The sequence below is a fragment of the Acetobacterium tundrae genome (genome assembly GCF_008086615.1).
Classification (GTDB): Bacteria; Bacillota; Clostridia; order Eubacteriales; family Eubacteriaceae; genus Acetobacterium; species Acetobacterium tundrae.
The window spans coordinates 1-16,595 of sequence record NZ_RXYB01000017.1; the positions used below are offsets into that span (position 1 = coordinate 1).

Sequence of the window (16,595 nt, forward strand, 5' to 3'; positions counted from 1 at the left end):
GGTTAACATAAGGTTTGCCTCCATTTGTTTTCTAATTTTATGATAAACCATGAACCTTGGAATAAGCTTTTTTGATTTCAAAAAACTAAAAAAGGCCAGGTTTCCCTGACCTTTGTCTTCAGTCTGAGGAACCCCTGTGGGGTTCCTTTTAGTTTGTTTATTTATTATATTACATTTCTGATTTTTGTTTATAGCCCATATAACGTTCGTAAGCTTCTTCTTTTGCTCTTTTATAAAGCGTAGCCGAAACTTCCGGGAAAGTTAATTTTAATGAGGTATAACGAACTTCTGAATCTAAGAAATCAGTAAATTTATCCATATCTGGTGCTTTTGAATCTAAGATAAATGGATTCTTTCCTTCTTCTTTTAAGGTTGGGTTGAATCGGTATAAATGCCAGTAACCTGATTCCACTGCAAAAGCTTCATGGGATTGAGTTCGACTCATCCCGCCTTTAATCCCATGATTGATGCAAGGTGCATAAGCAATGATCAATGAAGGACCATCGTAAGCTTCTGCTTCAGTGATTGCCTTGATAAACTGATTTTTATCTGCCCCCATTGCAACCTGTGCAACATAGACATAACCATAGGTAGCTGCCATCATACCCAAATCTTTTTTCTTAACTCTTTCGCCTGCGGAAGCAAACTGTGCAACTGCGGCAGTCGGTGTCGATTTAGAAGCCTGACCACCGGTATTGGAGTAGATTTCCGTATCTACTACAAATACATTAATGTTTTTATGTGATGCCAGAACATGGTCTAAACCGCCATATCCAATATCGTAAGCCCAACCATCGCCGCCAAATACCCATTGGGATTTTTTGACTAGGTAAGCCTTATTATCAAGGATGAATTTAACCCGTTTTGCCAGCAGTCCGTCAGGAGAATATCCTGCTAACGCTTTAATAAGCTGAGTAGCTGCTATTTTTGAAGCTTCCGGATCATTTCTGCCGTCAATCCATGCATTAGCTGCCGTTTTAACGCCATCTGGAGAATCCCCCGCAATGATTTCCTTGAGATAATTTCCGATGGTGTCGCCCATTTTTTCAGTGGCAAGAAGCATTCCAAAGCCAAATTCGGCATTATCTTCAAATAATGAATTTGCCCAAGCCGGGCCTTTTCCTTCGGCATTTTTAGTATAAGGTGTTGATGGCGAAGATGCGCCCCAAATTGATGAACAACCGGTTGCATTGGCCACCATCATACGGTCTCCGAACAATTGCGTAATGGTTTTGATATATGGTGTTTCCCCACATCCAGCACAAGCGCCTGAGAATTCAAGCAGCGGCTGGCAGAATTGGCTTCCTTTAACAGAAGATTTGTTCAATAAACGATCTTTTACTTTTACTTTCATCGCATAATCCCAATATGAAATTTGTGCTGTTTGTGTTTCAATTGGTTCCATCATCAGTGCTTTTGTTTTAGCCGGACAAATATCCTGACAATTACCGCAGCCGGTACAATCCAGAGTACTTACCTGGATACGGTATTCCAACCCTTCAAGTTGTTTTCCTTTCGCTTCAACAGTTGTAAATCCTGCTGGAGCTGCTGCTTTTTCGTCTGCATCCACTAAGACCGGTCGAATCGCTGCATGAGGACAAACAAATGAACATTGATTACATTGAATACAATTTTCAGGTATCCATTTAGGCACGTTCGTTGCAATACCGCGTTTTTCATAAGCAGAAGATCCTGCCATAAAGGTTCCATCTTCAGCTCCGGTAAATGCCGAAACTTTGATGCTGTCTCCTTCAAACCGGCTAATCGGGCGAAGAATATCTTTTATAAATTTCGGTACATTTTCTACTTTTGCTGCTTCAGCTTTAAGCGCTTTCCAAGCTGCCGGTATTTCCACTTTGACCAGTGCATTAATTCCCTGATCCACTGCTTCATTGTTCATATCAACAATTTTTTGGCCTTTTTTCCCATACGATTTCTGGATGCCGGCTTTTGAGAAGGTAACAGCATCATCTATCGGAATAATTTTGGCTAATTTAAAGAATGCTGACTGCATAATCATATTTGTGCGACGGCCTAAACCAATCTCTTCAGCAATTTTGGTGGCATTGATCGTGTAAAACTGAATATCATTTTCTGCTATGTGTTTTTTCATGGAAGCCGGCAATTTTTCTTCTAACTCCTCATTACTCCAAACGGTATTTAGTAGGAAGATTCCACCCTTCTTCAGACCCTTTAGCATGTCATATTGATTAACATAGGCTTGGGTTGAACACGATACGAAATCCGGATTAGAAATTAAATAGGTCGATTTAATTGGCTTTTTACCAAATCTTAAGTGGGAAACGGTAACCCCGCCAGATTTTTTACTGTCATAATCAAAATACCCTTGTGCATATAAATCGGTATGATCCCCAATAATCTTGATGGCTGATTTATTCGCTCCAACGGTTCCGTCAGAACCAAGACCCCAGAATTTGCAGGCAGTTGTTCCTTCTGAAACGGTATCGATATTTTCGCCTAATTCCAAGTTTGTATGGGTCACATCATCAACGATTCCAATGGTAAATTTATTTTTAGGTACATCTAATTTCAAGTTGTCATAAACTGCTTTAATTTGTGCTGGTGTTGTATCTTTTGAACTTAGTCCATAACGGCCCCCAACAATGAGTGGCTGAACTGGTTTTCCGTAAAAAACCGTACAAATATCCAGGAATAAAGGATCACCCGTAGAACCAGGTTCTTTAGTTCGGTCTAATACTGCTATTTTTTTCACTGTTTTTGGCAGTACTTTAAATAAATATTCCGGTGCGAAAGGTCTGAAAAGTCGTACTTTAATTAAACCAACTTTTTCACCTTTAGCAGTTAGATAATCAATGGTTTCTTCAATAGCATCTGTTACAGATCCCATTGCAATAATAATATTTTCGGCATCCGGGGCACCATAATAATCGAACAGATGATATTCCCGACCTGTTTCAGCAGAGATTTTTTCCATGTAGTCGGCAACAATACCAGGAACTTTTTCATAAAACGGATTACAAGCTTCACGTGCCTGAAAGTAAATATCAGGATTTTGAGCGGTTCCGCGAGTGACCGGGTGTTCAGGATTCAACGCCCGATTTCTGAATTCTTGTATCGCATCGTAGTCAACTAATTTTTTGAAAACATCATAGTCAATCACTTCGATTTTTTGAATTTCGTGAGATGTTCTGAATCCATCAAAGAAATGCATGAAAGGCACTCTTGATTTAATGGCTGACAAGTGGGCAATCCCCGCTAAATCCATAACTTCCTGAACGCCGCCGGATGCCAATAAAGCAAAGCCCGTTTGACGACAAGCCATAACGTCACCCTGATCACCAAAAATGGATAATGCATGCGCTGCCACCGTACGAGCAGTTACATGAAAAACACCAGGCAATAGTTCCCCGGCAATTTTATACATATTGGGGATCATTAACAACAATCCCTGGGATGCGGTGAAAGTCGTTGTGAGTGCACCAGCAGCTAAAGAACCATGAACAGCTCCGGCCGCACCACCTTCAGATTGCATTTCAGAAACTTTTACCGTTTCATCAAAAATATTTTTTCGACCTTGTGAAGCCCAAACATCCGCATATTCTGCCATTGGGGACGAAGGTGTAATTGGAAAAATAGCAGCAACCTCTGTGAACGCATAAGCAACGTGTGCAGCTGCGCTGTTTCCATCCATTGTCATCATTTTTTTTGTCATGATTTTCCTCCTTGAAATTAAAACAGATTATTTTTATTGGTTGAAAAATAGCAAAATTTTATCAATAAAATTATATCATAATAGTTTTTGGGTGTATACACTTTATTAAAGGTAATTTTTTGTCTATAATAAAGTGAAAATTTGATTTGTTTAGCCAATCTTTTTTAATGTTATACTTTTTAAGCATTAAGACGTTTTTCAATCGCCGCAATCGTTTCTTTAAGAACCTTAACTCGAGCAAAATATTTATTATTTGCTTCCACAATAATCCAGGGCGCATTTACGGTTGACGTTTTCAGCAACATTTCATCAACAGCAATTTTATAAATTTCCCATTTTTCTCGGTTTCGCCAGTCCTCATCGGTGATTTTCCAACCTTTATGCGGGTTATCCTGTCTTTCAGTAAAACGTTTCAGCTGTTCATCCTGATCAATTTGCAGCCAAAACTTAATGACCACCGCGCCCCAATCAGAGAGTTGTTTCTCAAATTCATTGATTTCCCGGTAACTTCGGTCATACTCTTCCTGTGTACAAAAGCCTTCAATTGGTTCAACCATTACACGACCATACCAGGTACGATCCCATATCCCCAGATGCCCATTTTTAGGAATATCCCGCCAAAACCGCCATAAATAATGATGCTGCCGCTCAACATCACTTGGGCTTGCGGTCGGATACACCGTATATCCTCGGGGATCAAGGTTTCGTGTCAACCTCTTGATACAGCCCCCTTTTCCACCCGCATCCCAGCCTTCAAATGCAGTAATCAGCGGAATTCTTTCTTTATAGAGTTCATATTGCAATAGCCTGATTCTCTTTTGACAGTCCTTAATCTCTTTTTCATACTCTTCTTCACTGATGATTTGATCTAAAACAACACCATCAAGCACCTTGGAATGAAATGGCATATCACCGGTATGAATCAGCGGTTTTAGTTCTATTTTCGGTTCGGTGTTAACTTTTTCAATCGCTTTTTCCAAACGGGTTTCCAATGCAGTTAAGACCTTTATTAAGGCGTAATCTTTTTGTTCCCCTTCAACAATGATCCAGGGGGCGCACTCACTATCCGTTTGTTCAAGCCCTCGATTCGCTTTTTCATAAAGCGCCGCATAGTGTTTATTTTCTTTTTTATCCTGGGACGTTACTTTCCAGGCTGTGGCATCATTTCCAAGCAATTTGGTGAAACGCTTTTTTTGTTCTTTCTTACTGATATGAATAAAAAACTTCATAATAATCATACCATCGTCAGATAAGGTTTGTTCAAATTCATTGCACTGTCTCATCAGTCCCAGCAAATTCAGGTCATCAATGGATTTACGGTAAATAAGGTCACTATAATAGCTTTGATTAAAAATAGCGATTTGTCCCTTTTCCGGAGTTTTCGTCCAATAACGCCATAAAAACGGACGAAATATTTCATCTTCACTTTCCTGCTTTTTAAAATTATAAACTCTAAATGACCGAGGATCCATCGGCATCAGGAGTTCATTAATTAAGGTTCCCTTTCCGGCCGCTTCCCACCCCTCAAAGATAATTAAAACCGGTATCCCCATATCATGAACGGTTCGTTGCAGTTCTCCCAGTCGTATGGACAGCCGTTCTTTTTCAGAGCGATAAGTCGCTTTGTCAATCGTAACACCTAAATCAATTTTTTCCAGCATAACAACCTCCTGTAAAATCTAATTTTGAATAAATTTTAGAAAAAAAGGGCGTCTGAGAGACACCCTGTTGTAAGTAAGATTAAATTAGTTTGTTTTTGACCATTTTGCATAACTCTCATCTAAATTAGGATGAGATAAAGTTTCCATGACATAATCCGCATACGCTGCCCCGGTTGCACCAGTATCCCGACCAGTTAGGACTAACTTTTTCTCATATAAGCCGCAAATATCCAAAGCTTTCTGAAGCTGATCCGCTTTTTCCTGATATCCAATATGTCCCAGGAGCATGCCGGCGCCACGGATAATACTGCAAGGATCGGCATATTGGCCGCGACCTTCCGCTACCATCCTTGGGGCTGAACCATGAACAGCTTCAAACATTGCATATTGTTTCCCAATGTTAGCTGAACCTGCGGTGCCAACTCCGCCCTGGAATTCAGCCGCTTCATCGGTTAGAATATCGCCATATAAGTTAGGCAGAACCATTACTTTAAATTGACTTCTTCGTTTTTCATCAACAAGTTTGGCTGTCATAATATCAATATACCAGTCATCCATTTCCACCGTTGGATAGTTTTTAGCAATCGCTTTGGCGGCATCTAAAAATTTTCCATCTGTGGTTTTGATAACATTCGCCTTGGTTACTACTGTTACTTTATTCTTGCCAGATTTTTCTGCATAATCAAAGGCAGCTTTGATAATCCGATCTGAGCCTTCTTGCGTTGTAACCGTAAAATCAATAGCAAGATCTTCATTTACATGAATTCCCTTACTGCCGATGGCATAAGCACCTTCCGTGTTTTCCCGGTAGAAAGTCCAGTCAATACCCTTTTCCGGCACACTTACCGGACGAACATTGGCAAACAAATCCAATTCCCGGCGCATCGCAACATTGGCACTTTCAATATTTGGCCATTGATCACCTTCTCGAGGCGTCGTTGTCGGTCCTTTTAAGATGACATCACAGGTTTTTAATTCGGCTAAAACATCATCTGGAATAGCCTTTCCACATGCGGCACGATTTTCTATTGTCAAACCATTGATTTCCTTAAAAATGATTCGGCCTTTTTTTATATCTTCCGACAATAAAAATTCCAGCACTCTTTTGGCTTCTGCTGTAATAAAGGGACCAATTCCATCTCCTCCGACAACACCAATAACTATTTTTTGTTTTGCTTTATAATCCGTGAAATCTTTTTGAACTTTCATTTTTTCAATGCGTTCTAATTGTTCTTTAACCAATTCTCCGAAATGTTCTTTTGCTCTTTCAATTTGTTGTTCGATCAAATCAAATCCTCCGTAAATTAAATTTCGTCTATATTTAAGAAGCTTTTAAAATAAAGCTTTTTAACCGTTTTATCGGTCTCATGTTTTCAACAACTAATTCCTTTGTTGCCACACATTTATCAACCGCTGTTACAATCCAGCCACCCATATGCATTGGTGGGATCAGTGTTAACGGGAACATATGCTTGACGATCATATCCGCTTGACGTTCGTCAATATCAAAATACTTTTCGGCATTAATTAGTGCCGTTTTCGGATGTGAAAAGCCATGCATTTCTTTGATACGTCTGATTCCCCTTGAGTTTTTTTTCTGTCCATGCCATGATTCCGTAAAAAAATCGTGGAGGGTTGCCCCTCTAGCAACAGATTTATAATCCATTCCAAGAACCTTGGCTACTCGGTAAGAATAATAACCAACGGCAACTGAATGCTCATATAATCCATTACCATGATGTTCAATGTTTTTCAGCTTTTGAAATTCGCTGTGTGTTAATATATCGCCGACAATGGTTTCAAATTCTTCATAATTTTTTTTTGCTTCCATTGAGACCTTTCTTAATTGTTTTATTTGTTCTTAATGAACTGACTGCTATTATTATAGCATATTATCTTTATTCTAACTTAGATTTTAAAAAATGTTTGGGAAAAATACAAAAAAGGAATCTTATTTTAAGAAAACGTGTTAAACTAAAGAAAAATCAGAAAGGATATTAATATGAAAGTAAAAAATTTACTTATCGGATCCGGATTGCTTTATGCCACTGGATTGGCTCTATATTCGGTTTTTATTGTTAAAAAAGGGAAAGAATTTGAAACAGGTCTTGATAAAAGTCCGGAATCCCTGGATGATTCTGTTACCTATGGCGGAAAATCAAAAGCCTTTAATGGACAAACCATGCGGGATCTTCGCCTTGGCGCATTTTGTGGTGGCATGCAACTTGATTTTTCTGATATTGTCACTGAGAAAAATGACTACCGCATGGACGTAAAAATAGTAAGCGGTATATTCAATATCATTGTCCCTGATAATTTCAAACTAAAAATTGTGGACCATTGCCAATTTGGTGGGATAGCTGATAATACCGTTTGCAAAGATCCTGAAAATTCCGTTTTACTCTCTGTTTTTGCAGACATAAAATGTGGGGGACTTAATTTTGAAAATGCCGACCTCGAAAACCCAGCCACCGATCAATGCTGCAGCTGCTAGATAATAAAAAAGCAGAAATCCGCACTATGCTGATTTCTGCTTTTTTATTACAAAATCTTCAAAATCAGTCACCTTCATTGGTTTGGCGTAATAGAATCCTTGCGCAATATCACATCCCATTTCTCTTAAGAATTCAACCTGTTCGATTGTTTCCACGCCTTCAGCAACGGTGATTAAATTCAAGTCTTTTGCCATATACAATACACACTTAATAATTTTCCGGCCACGTTGATTGTTGGCTGATTCACTAAAAAAAGCCTTATCCATCTTCAAAATATCTGCCGGCAAACTTTTTAATGTATTAAGAGAAGAATACGCCCTTCCAAAATCATCAATAGAAATTTGAAAACCATAATCCTTTAAATGATTCAGAATAGCTGCCAGCTGAATATCATTATCAAAAATTGTACTTTCTGTTAATTCAATTTCAATCATTTTAGGTTCAATATTGTAAAGATTGGCAATTTTCAACAATTCTTCCGGCAATCTTGAATTATTCATATCCAGCCGAGAGAAATTGACTGATATAACAATATTGTCAAATTGATCGGTTTCGTTCTTCCACTTATTCATAAGCTTGCATACTTCTTTAAACATAAATGTATCAATTTTTCTCACAAAACCATTCTTTTCAAATAACGGAATAAAATCATTGGGTGGCAGTAGCCCATACTCTGGATCGTTCCAACGTACTAAAGCCTCTGCTCCAATAATTTTTTCATCAGAAAACAAATATTTTGGTTGCAAATAGACTTCAAATTCTTTGTTTATTAACGCCGCTTCCATTCTATTTTCAATTTCGTTCTCATGGATCATGACAACTCGCATCGACTCTGTATAAAAAGCATAATCAACCTGAGAGTTGTTTTTTATCGATCGCTTTGCCATATTGGCGCGGTCACTGAATATATTTATTTTCAAAGTTCGATCTTCTATTAAATAAATACCCAGTGAGATATTTACAATGAAATTTTTCGAATAGGCATTTATTTCTCTTATTAAGCCTTCTATTCGATCTGAAAACTCACCATAGCCATCATATTTCATCAGAATATTGAAATTATCGGTTGCCGTTCTGGAAAACAATTCATCTTTCTCAATATAATTTTCCAGTATCCGGGCAATTGCCGTTAAAATTTCATTACCTACTTCGTAACCAAACAAATCGTTTATCGCCTTGAATTTGTCGATATCAAAAATAACCATTGTATATCGTTGATTCTGTTTGTCTTTAATCAGCACTTCACAATCTGCCTGAAATTTAATCCAATTTGAACAACCGGTTAAAGAATCATACTCCTGCATCTCTCTCAGTTTTTCGACTACTTTTTTTTCTCGATAAACCGCTGCAATACTAAGAATAGCTATCACAAATAATCCTAATAATGAAAATGCATAAAAAGCAACACTTACTCTTTCCATATTGGTAGCCTGAGATATAGAAGCAGCATTTAATAAATAGACAATCAGCACCAAAAAAAACAACGCAAAACTAATTATAAGAGATCTTTTTTCATTATAATTCACACCATTACCTCCAATAGTTGATTTCAAACTTATTTCGTAACTGGCTGACTTACAAAAGTCCCTCTAGCTTTGCGTCACTGTTTCACAACAGTTTTGCCTTAACATTCATCTTTTCATTTTTTGTATTCTATCATATTTACAGCAAATTGTCTTACATATTTTTGTATAATATGATTTCATTAAGTCCGTTGTTTATGTTTGCCACTATTTGATCTTGCTGAGGATTTTCTGATCCATATTGAGTTTTCTATAAACGTTCTTCTAATTCAGCCGTTAACGCCTCATACCCCGGTTTATGAAGCAGCGCAAACATATTTTTTTTATAAGCTTCAACCCCCGGCTGATTAAATGGGTTCACACCCAAAAGATATCCGTCCAGTCCGCAAGCCTTTTCGAAGAAATAAATGAGTTTCCCCAAAGTAAATGCATCCAACTTTTTCAAATGAATAATGCCATTTGGAACACCGCCATCAACGTGTGCTAACAGCGTACCCTTAAACGCTTTTTCGTTAATCGCATCAATCTTCTGATCGGCTAAATAATTAAGCCCTTCCAAGTCTGCTTGATCTTGAAGAACTACAATCTCTGATTGATCCTCATCAATAACTAAGACTGTTTCAAAATGATTTTTAGGCCCATCTTGAATCATTTGTCCCATCGAATGAAGATCGGTTGAAAAATGAACCGCAACCGGAAATAAACCCTTGCCATCCTTGCCATCACTTTCACCAAAAAGTTGTTTCCACCATTCCGATATATATTCCAAGGACGGATCATAATCAACCAGTATTTCAATGTTTTTTCCGCTATTATATAAAACATTCCGATATAAAGCGTATTGAAAACAAGGATTATCATCAAAATCAGGATTTTGATAGTCCTCATAACCCTCTTTTCCCCCCGCAATAAACGCATCAATATCAATTCCTGCTGCTGCAATCGGCAGCAGACCAACAGCCGTAAAAACGGAATAACGTCCGCCAATATCATCCGGGATGACAAAACATTCATAGCCTTCTTTAGTGGCCATGAATTTCAAGGCTCCTTTTGATGCATCAGTTGTGATAAAAATGCGATCTTTCGCCCCATCTTTTCCATATTTTCTTTCTAAAAATTCTTTAAAGAAACGGAAGGCGATTGCGGACTCCGTGGTTGTTCCAGATTTTGAAACGACATTGACGCAAACATCTTGGTCTTCCAATAACGCCAAGAGATTTTCAATGTATTTTCCACTGATGTTCTGTCCGGCAAAATATATTTTGGGAGCATTTCTTTTTACTCGGGGCTCTTCATTATAAAATGGACTGGTTAATGCTGAAATCACCGCCTTAGCACCCAGATAGGATCCACCAATGCCGATCACGACCAAGGCATCACAGTTTTCCTGTATTTTTTTCGCCGCTTGTTTAATCCGACTAAATTCCCTTTCATCATACTGAACGGGATAATCCACCCACCCCAGGAAATCATTGCCAATGCCCGTTTTTTTCATTAATTTCTCGTTTGCCAGTGACAATTCATCAAAACGATTTTTCAACTCACTCAATTTAATATTTGCGTAGGAGAGATCAAAATGAATACTCATAATTTCTGCCTTTCTTTCTGTTTTTTTTAATTAGTCAATCAATTTTGTATCTTTCAAAGGTATCTTATGACGGCATTATAACACAGCTCGAAGGCATTCTCCAGCCACTATTTCCAGGTATTAAGAAAATTCATTTAATGCTTCATAAATGATGACTTTTCTCATTCAATGTGTTAAAATTAGCCAAAATAAGAATATTGAGGTGGATAATGATGGAAACGCGAATACTGGGAAAAACCGGATTAGAAGTATCCCTCATTGGGTTTGGTGGTATTCCAATTCAACGATGTAAACAATGGGAAGTAGATGAAATTGTTGAAAATCTTATTGAAGAAGGCGTCAATTTTATTGACACTGCCAGATCTTACACCAATAGTGAAAAAATGCTGGGGGAAGCCCTGAAAAATTGGGGTCGAGAAAATTTTTACTTGGCCACAAAAACCCCAAAATTAAGCTATGATGATGTATTGGCTGATGTAAAAACAAGCCTGAGTGAATTACAAACCGACAGCATTGATTTATATCAATTCCATAATGCTAAAACAATAGCCGCCTATGAGACCATCATGGGACCTAACGGCGGTTACTCCGCGCTGGTTGAGTGTCAAGAAAAAGGTCTCATTCAGCACATTGGAATCACCTCCCATAGCTATGAAGTATTAGATCGTGCGCTGGATGAAGATAAATTTGAAACCATTCAATTTCCCTACAATATTGTCGAAAATCGAGGCGCCAGTCTTTTTGAAAAAGCTAAGCTAAAAAACATTGGCGTCATCATCATGAAGCCCCTGGCCGGCGGTGCTTTTATGAATCCTAACTACGCTCTCCGCTGGGTAGCCGAAAATCCCAATATTTCAGTCTTAATACCTGGTATGGATTCTGTTAAACAAGTTCTTGAAAATGCTGTTGTTGGAAACAATTTTGTCCCATTAAGTGAAAAAGAACGTCATACGCTTGAATCCGATGCCAATGCTTTGGGGAAAACATTTTGCCGTCGCTGCGGATACTGCGCACCCTGTTCCCAGGGCATCGATATCCCGATGCAGTTCATTGTGGAAGGCTACTACCGTCGTTACGATCTTGAAGAATGGGCTTTGGACCGATACCGAAGTTTTGTAGCCAATGCTTCCGCTTGTATCGAATGCGGAGAATGCGAACCAAGATGCCCTTATAACCTCCCGATTCGGGAAATGTTGAAAAAGACCCGGGAACTCTTTGATCCATTGGTATAAATTCTGACAATTTCTATTGATCTTTATAAAAAGTTACTTTCGTCTCGTACTTTCGTCTCGTACTTTCGTTTCGTACTTTCGTTTCGTACATTCGTTTCGTACATTCGTTTCGTACTTTCGTTTCGTACTTTCGTTTCGTACTTTCGTTTCGTACTTTCGTTTCGTACTTTCGTTTCGTACTTTCGTTTCGTACTTTCGTTTCGTAGGGGCGATCCATGATCGCCCGGAAACGTTAGTATTTAAAACCAAACGCCTGCGGGCGATCATGGATCGCCCCTACAATCTTGCAGTGCTCCTACAATCTTGTCTAAACAATAATAAAAGGTCAAGATCCTGATTCGTTGAATCAGGATCTTGACCTTTCAAATTTCATTCAGTTTTAATATTCTCCTAAATATAAACGGCCAAGAGCATCGGCCGCCATAATAGCCGCATAAACAACATCTGCGTCCACATCAAAAGGCTCATTATGGATCGTTTCGCCGGGATCAGAAGCAGAAACGGCAACAGCCATTATCTTCTCTGGTGTCGGTTCTGAACATCCCAATTCTCCAAGAGTAATCGGCAGCCCAACAGAAAGACAGAAATCAATAACTTCTTCAATATCATCCATCGGCTTATCTTCCATGATTAATTGAACCATCAGACCAAATGCCACTTTTTCGCCGTGATACATATGATGACATTCTGTCAGTACCGTTAAGCCATTGTGTATGGCATGGGCGGCGGCTAATCCGCCACTTTCAAAACCGACTCCACTAAGGTATGTGTTTGCTTCAATGACATTTTCTACCGCCGGTGTACAGGACTTTGTTTCAATTGCCAATTTGGCTTTTAATCCATCTTCAATTAAAATATCATAGCATAATTTTGCCAATGCCAGGGCTGATTTCGTGGGATGAGCACCGGACATTGTCGTTCCATTGGAATCAACAGTCGCCTGAGCTTCAAAATAGGTTGCCAAAGCATCCCCCATACCCGCTACAAAAAGTCGTGCCGGTGCTTCTTTTATAATATCCGTATCCATGATTACCAACTCAGGATTTTTAGGCAGTACTAAATATTCATCAAAAACTCCGTCTTCGGTATAAACAACAGCCAGTGCCGAACAGGGTGCATCCGTAGAAGCGATAGAAGGCGCAATAACGACTGGTAATTTTTCATAAAAGGCAACAGATTTTGCAGTATCCAGAGTTTTTCCGCCCCCAACCCCAACAACAACATCACAGCCTTTTTCTTTGACGATTTTTTGAAGACGGGCAATTTCAACTTTTGAGCATTCTCCGTTAAATTTTTCAGGGGTAAATTTAATTCCCGCAGCTTCAAAGTTTGCTTTCAACTCGTCGGCTTTCGTACGCATCATTGTTCCACTCATAAGAACGAGTGCAGATGTACCAAATTTTCCAACATGTTCAGGTAATTTACCAACTTCTCCAGCACCTTGAACATAACGGCTAGGAGACATAATGATTTTTTGCATTTTTCCTACCTCCGAAAATATATTTGATTCTTTTGTAATTATATCAAAGATATTGAAAAATGAATTCGTTATCATCTAAAAAATTCAGCTTACTAGTGATATTATTTTCAATGCGATTTAACGTTTTCAATTCGATTAGTAATATTTTGCTGAAATGTGAAAATAAAAAGCACCCAGCTTTGTTAATTAAACTTGCTAGGGCGATCATGGATCGCCCCTACAAATTAATCCTTCATACTAATGTTTGCGGACGATCAAGGATCGCCCCTACTTTATTTAAAGTAGGTAAGGTTTGATAATCGACTCATCTACCTTATGCCATAATAAAATCGCCGTTTGCATTAACGTCAATGGTTAACGCCTGTCCCTCGTGAACGTTACCGCGGATAATTTCTTTTCCAATCATGGTTTCGATGTATTTCTGAAGGTAACGTTTTAATGGTCTTGCGCCATATGCCGGGTCATAGCCCATATCAATAATGGTTTCGATGGCTTTTGGTGTCAAAGAAATCGTAATTCGTCGCTCATCCAATCGTTTTTGCAAATCTTTTAACATCAGCTCGACAATTTTACCGATGGCTTCCTTATTTAATGGTTTGTATAAAACAATTTCATCAATACGGTTTAGAAACTCCGGTCTGAAATAACTTTTCAAGAGTTCCATTACGGCGGTTTCGGTTTTTTCGGTAATTTCTCCAAAGGCATTGATTCCTTCCAGCAAATACTCTGAGCCAATATTGGATGTCATAATAATAATGGTGTTTTTGAAATCGACGGTTCTTCCCTGGGAATCCGTAATCCGACCATCATCTAAAATCTGCAGCAGAATATTAAAGACATCTTTATGCGCTTTTTCAATTTCATCCAATAGGATGACGCAATATGGTTTACGCCTGACCGCTTCTGTCAGTTGACCGCCTTCTTCATAGCCAACGTATCCCGGAGGCGCTCCGATTAAACGTGACACGGAGAATTTTTCCATGTATTCACTCATGTCAATCCGGATCATATTCTCTTCAGAGTCAAATAATGTCGCTGCCACCGCCTTCGCCAGTTCTGTTTTACCAACCCCGGTCGGTCCCAGGAACAAGAATGAACCGATTGGACTGTTGGGATTCTTTATCCCGGCTCTCGAGCGAATGATTGCATCAACAACTTTTTGTATCGGTTCTTCCTGTCCAATGACGCGTTGTTTAAGGGTCTCTTCCAATCCCAGCAGCTTTTCACGCTCGCCGGAAACCAGTTTACTCAGCGGTATATTGGTCCAGTCCGAGATAATTTCAGCAATCTCTTCTTCTGTCACTTTTTCGCGTTTTAAACTGTCCCCTTTACCCTTCTCTTCAGCTTTCTTTTTAATTTCCTCGATTTTCGCCGTTTTTTCTGGAATCAGACCGTATTCCAACTCCGAGGCTTTGCGGTAATCCCCTTCGCGGATTGCTTTTTCTCGTTCATAACTCAATTGATTCAATTCTTCCTGAAGAGATTTCAGGGTATCCGCTGATTTTTTTTCATTATTCCATTGCATGCTCATGGCATTGAAACGTTCTTTATACTCTGCCAACTCTTTTTGAAGTCGTTCCAAACGCTCTTTGCTTAATGTATCTTTTTCTTTCTTTAGGGCTACCTCTTCAATTTCCAACTGCATCATCTTACGACGCACTTCATCCATTTCTTCCGGCATGGAATCCATTTCGGTTCGAATTTTCGCGCAGGCCTCGTCAATTAAGTCAATGGCTTTATCCGGTAAAAAACGATCCGAGATATATCGGTCCGATAATGTCGCCGCAGCCACCAACGCCGTATCAAGAATCTGGACCCCATGATACCGTTCATAGGTGTCTTTCAGTCCACGGAGAATTGAAATCGTATCTTCAACGGTTGGTTCATCCACCAATACTGGTTGGAAACGTCTTTCCAATGCCGGATCTTTTTCAATATACTGTCGATATTCATCCAAGGTCGTTGCCCCAATACAATGAAGCTCGCCTCTTGCCAACATTGGTTTCAGCATGTTTCCGGCATCCATTGCGCCTTCGGTTTTTCCAGCTCCGACGATGTTGTGCAGTTCATCAATGAACAGAATGATCTCCCCATTGCTGTCGACCACTTCTTTTAACACCGCTTTTAGTCGTTCTTCAAATTCACCGCGATATTTTGCGCCGGCAACCAAAGCGCCTAAATCCAGGGCAATCAGGCGCTTATTCTTTAACCCCTCGGGTACATCACCGGCCACAATTCGAATGGCAAGACCTTCCACAATCGCCGTTTTCCCAACCCCCGGTTCACCAATAAGGACCGGATTATTTTTTGTTTTTCGGCTTAAAATTCGAATAGCATGGCGAATTTCTGAATCACGGCCAATGACCGGGTCAAGTTTGTTATCTTTGGCATCCTGTACTAAATCGTGACCGTATTGGTTCAGAGCTTCATAGGTTACTTCCGGGTGATCATTTACCACCCGTTGTCCGCCACGAACTTCCTTCAGCACTTTTTCGACGTCCGATTTGGTAATAGCATGATGTTCGAGAATCTCGACAATCTTAGATTTTTTTCCCAGGCTATAAAGAGCAAGCAATATGCACTCCACCGAAATGTACTGGTCATCTAATTTTTTTGCTTCTTTATAAGACTCATTTAAAACTTTTTCCGTATCATTGCTAATATATATTTTCCCCTGTTCACGACCGGGACCGGTGACGCTTGGTATTTTAGCAATTTCACTTCGCACTTCTTCCGAAATAGTATGCGGATTTTTTCCCAGACGGTCAAATATCCGGCCAACAACCCCATCTTCTTGAGTGATAAGGCTCATCAACAGATGTTCCGGCTGAATTTCCATATGGTTGTTTTCCCCGGCGATTAATTCAGCTGTTTTAATTGCTTCTAAAGATTTTTGTGTAAATAAATTCATATCCATAATTT

General features: G+C 39.2%; 10 protein-coding genes and 1 riboswitch. Of the genes, 2 read left to right on the plus strand and 8 right to left on the minus strand.

Annotation, left to right across the window (positions count from 1 at the left end; genetic code table 11):
- Nucleotides 1–169: 169 nt before the first annotated feature.
- From nifJ to FZC40_RS12690, 4 genes are all read right to left on the minus strand, one after another.
- On the minus strand, nucleotides 170–3,694 hold the full coding sequence (gene nifJ, locus FZC40_RS12675) for a pyruvate:ferredoxin (flavodoxin) oxidoreductase (RefSeq protein ID WP_186843726.1): 3,525 nt from the start codon (nucleotides 3,692–3,694) through the stop codon (nucleotides 170–172).
- Between the two features lie 179 nt (nucleotides 3,695–3,873).
- Entirely contained in the window at nucleotides 3,874–5,355 is a 1,482-nt protein-coding gene (gene pap / locus FZC40_RS12680; protein WP_148604904.1) for a polyphosphate:AMP phosphotransferase, read from the minus strand.
- 84 nt (nucleotides 5,356–5,439) lie between these two features.
- Nucleotides 5,440–6,642, minus strand: a complete 1,203-nt coding sequence (locus FZC40_RS12685; RefSeq protein WP_148604906.1) for an isocitrate/isopropylmalate family dehydrogenase — start codon at nucleotides 6,640–6,642, stop codon at nucleotides 5,440–5,442.
- A 34-nt stretch (nucleotides 6,643–6,676) separates the two neighbouring features.
- The gene (locus tag FZC40_RS12690; RefSeq protein ID WP_148604908.1) at nucleotides 6,677–7,186 is read right to left on the minus strand and encodes an HDIG domain-containing metalloprotein; all 510 of its coding nucleotides are present in this window, start codon (nucleotides 7,184–7,186) and stop codon (nucleotides 6,677–6,679) included.
- Nucleotides 7,187–7,357: 171 nt separating this feature from the next.
- On the opposite strand from FZC40_RS12690, the gene FZC40_RS12695 reads away from it, so the two are divergent.
- Nucleotides 7,358–7,849: a hypothetical protein gene (locus FZC40_RS12695; RefSeq protein WP_148604910.1), complete on the plus strand. Its 492-nt coding sequence runs from the start codon at nucleotides 7,358–7,360 to the stop codon at nucleotides 7,847–7,849.
- A 24-nt stretch (nucleotides 7,850–7,873) separates the two neighbouring features.
- On the opposite strand, the gene FZC40_RS12700 is transcribed toward FZC40_RS12695, so the two are convergent.
- Together FZC40_RS12700 and FZC40_RS12705 are read right to left on the minus strand one after the other, a co-directional pair.
- Nucleotides 7,874–9,376, minus strand: a complete 1,503-nt coding sequence (locus FZC40_RS12700; protein ID WP_148604912.1) for a putative bifunctional diguanylate cyclase/phosphodiesterase — start codon at nucleotides 9,374–9,376, stop codon at nucleotides 7,874–7,876.
- A gap of 32 nt (nucleotides 9,377–9,408) precedes the next feature.
- A riboswitch (cyclic di-GMP riboswitch) is annotated at nucleotides 9,409–9,484 on the minus strand.
- A 139-nt stretch (nucleotides 9,485–9,623) separates the two neighbouring features.
- Nucleotides 9,624–10,961, minus strand: a complete 1,338-nt coding sequence (locus FZC40_RS12705; protein ID WP_148604914.1) for a glucose-6-phosphate isomerase — start codon at nucleotides 10,959–10,961, stop codon at nucleotides 9,624–9,626.
- A 212-nt stretch (nucleotides 10,962–11,173) separates the two neighbouring features.
- Here FZC40_RS12705 and FZC40_RS12710 point away from each other — a divergent pair, with 212 nt between their 5' ends.
- Entirely contained in the window at nucleotides 11,174–12,193 is a 1,020-nt protein-coding gene (locus FZC40_RS12710; RefSeq protein WP_148604916.1) for an aldo/keto reductase, read from the plus strand.
- Between the two features lie 379 nt (nucleotides 12,194–12,572).
- Here FZC40_RS12710 and FZC40_RS12720 read toward each other — a convergent pair whose 3' ends face one another.
- Nucleotides 12,573–13,673, minus strand: coding sequence for a glycerol dehydrogenase (locus FZC40_RS12720; protein WP_148567740.1), 1,101 nt, complete (start codon nucleotides 13,671–13,673; stop codon nucleotides 12,573–12,575).
- Nucleotides 13,674–13,986: 313 nt separating this feature from the next.
- A complete protein-coding gene (gene clpB / locus FZC40_RS12725) occupies nucleotides 13,987–16,590 on the minus strand; it encodes an ATP-dependent chaperone ClpB (protein ID WP_148604920.1) in 2,604 nt (867 codons plus the stop codon).
- Nucleotides 16,591–16,595: the final 5 nt, after the last annotated feature.

Coding starts and splice junctions, on each gene's coding strand:
- clpB (WP_148604920.1), bottom strand. CDS start 16,590: ATGGATATGAATTTATTTACACAAAAATCTTTAGAAGCAATTAAAACA.
- nifJ (WP_186843726.1), bottom strand. CDS start 3,694: ATGACAAAAAAAATGATGACAATGGATGGAAACAGCGCAGCTGCACAC.
- FZC40_RS12720 (WP_148567740.1), bottom strand. CDS start 13,673: ATGCAAAAAATCATTATGTCTCCTAGCCGTTATGTTCAAGGTGCTGGA.
- FZC40_RS12710 (WP_148604916.1), top strand. CDS start 11,174: ATGGAAACGCGAATACTGGGAAAAACCGGATTAGAAGTATCCCTCATT.
- FZC40_RS12695 (WP_148604910.1), top strand. CDS start 7,358: ATGAAAGTAAAAAATTTACTTATCGGATCCGGATTGCTTTATGCCACT.
- pap (WP_148604904.1), bottom strand. CDS start 5,355: ATGCTGGAAAAAATTGATTTAGGTGTTACGATTGACAAAGCGACTTAT.
- FZC40_RS12705 (WP_148604914.1), bottom strand. CDS start 10,961: ATGAGTATTCATTTTGATCTCTCCTACGCAAATATTAAATTGAGTGAG.
- FZC40_RS12690 (WP_148604908.1), bottom strand. CDS start 7,186: ATGGAAGCAAAAAAAAATTATGAAGAATTTGAAACCATTGTCGGCGAT.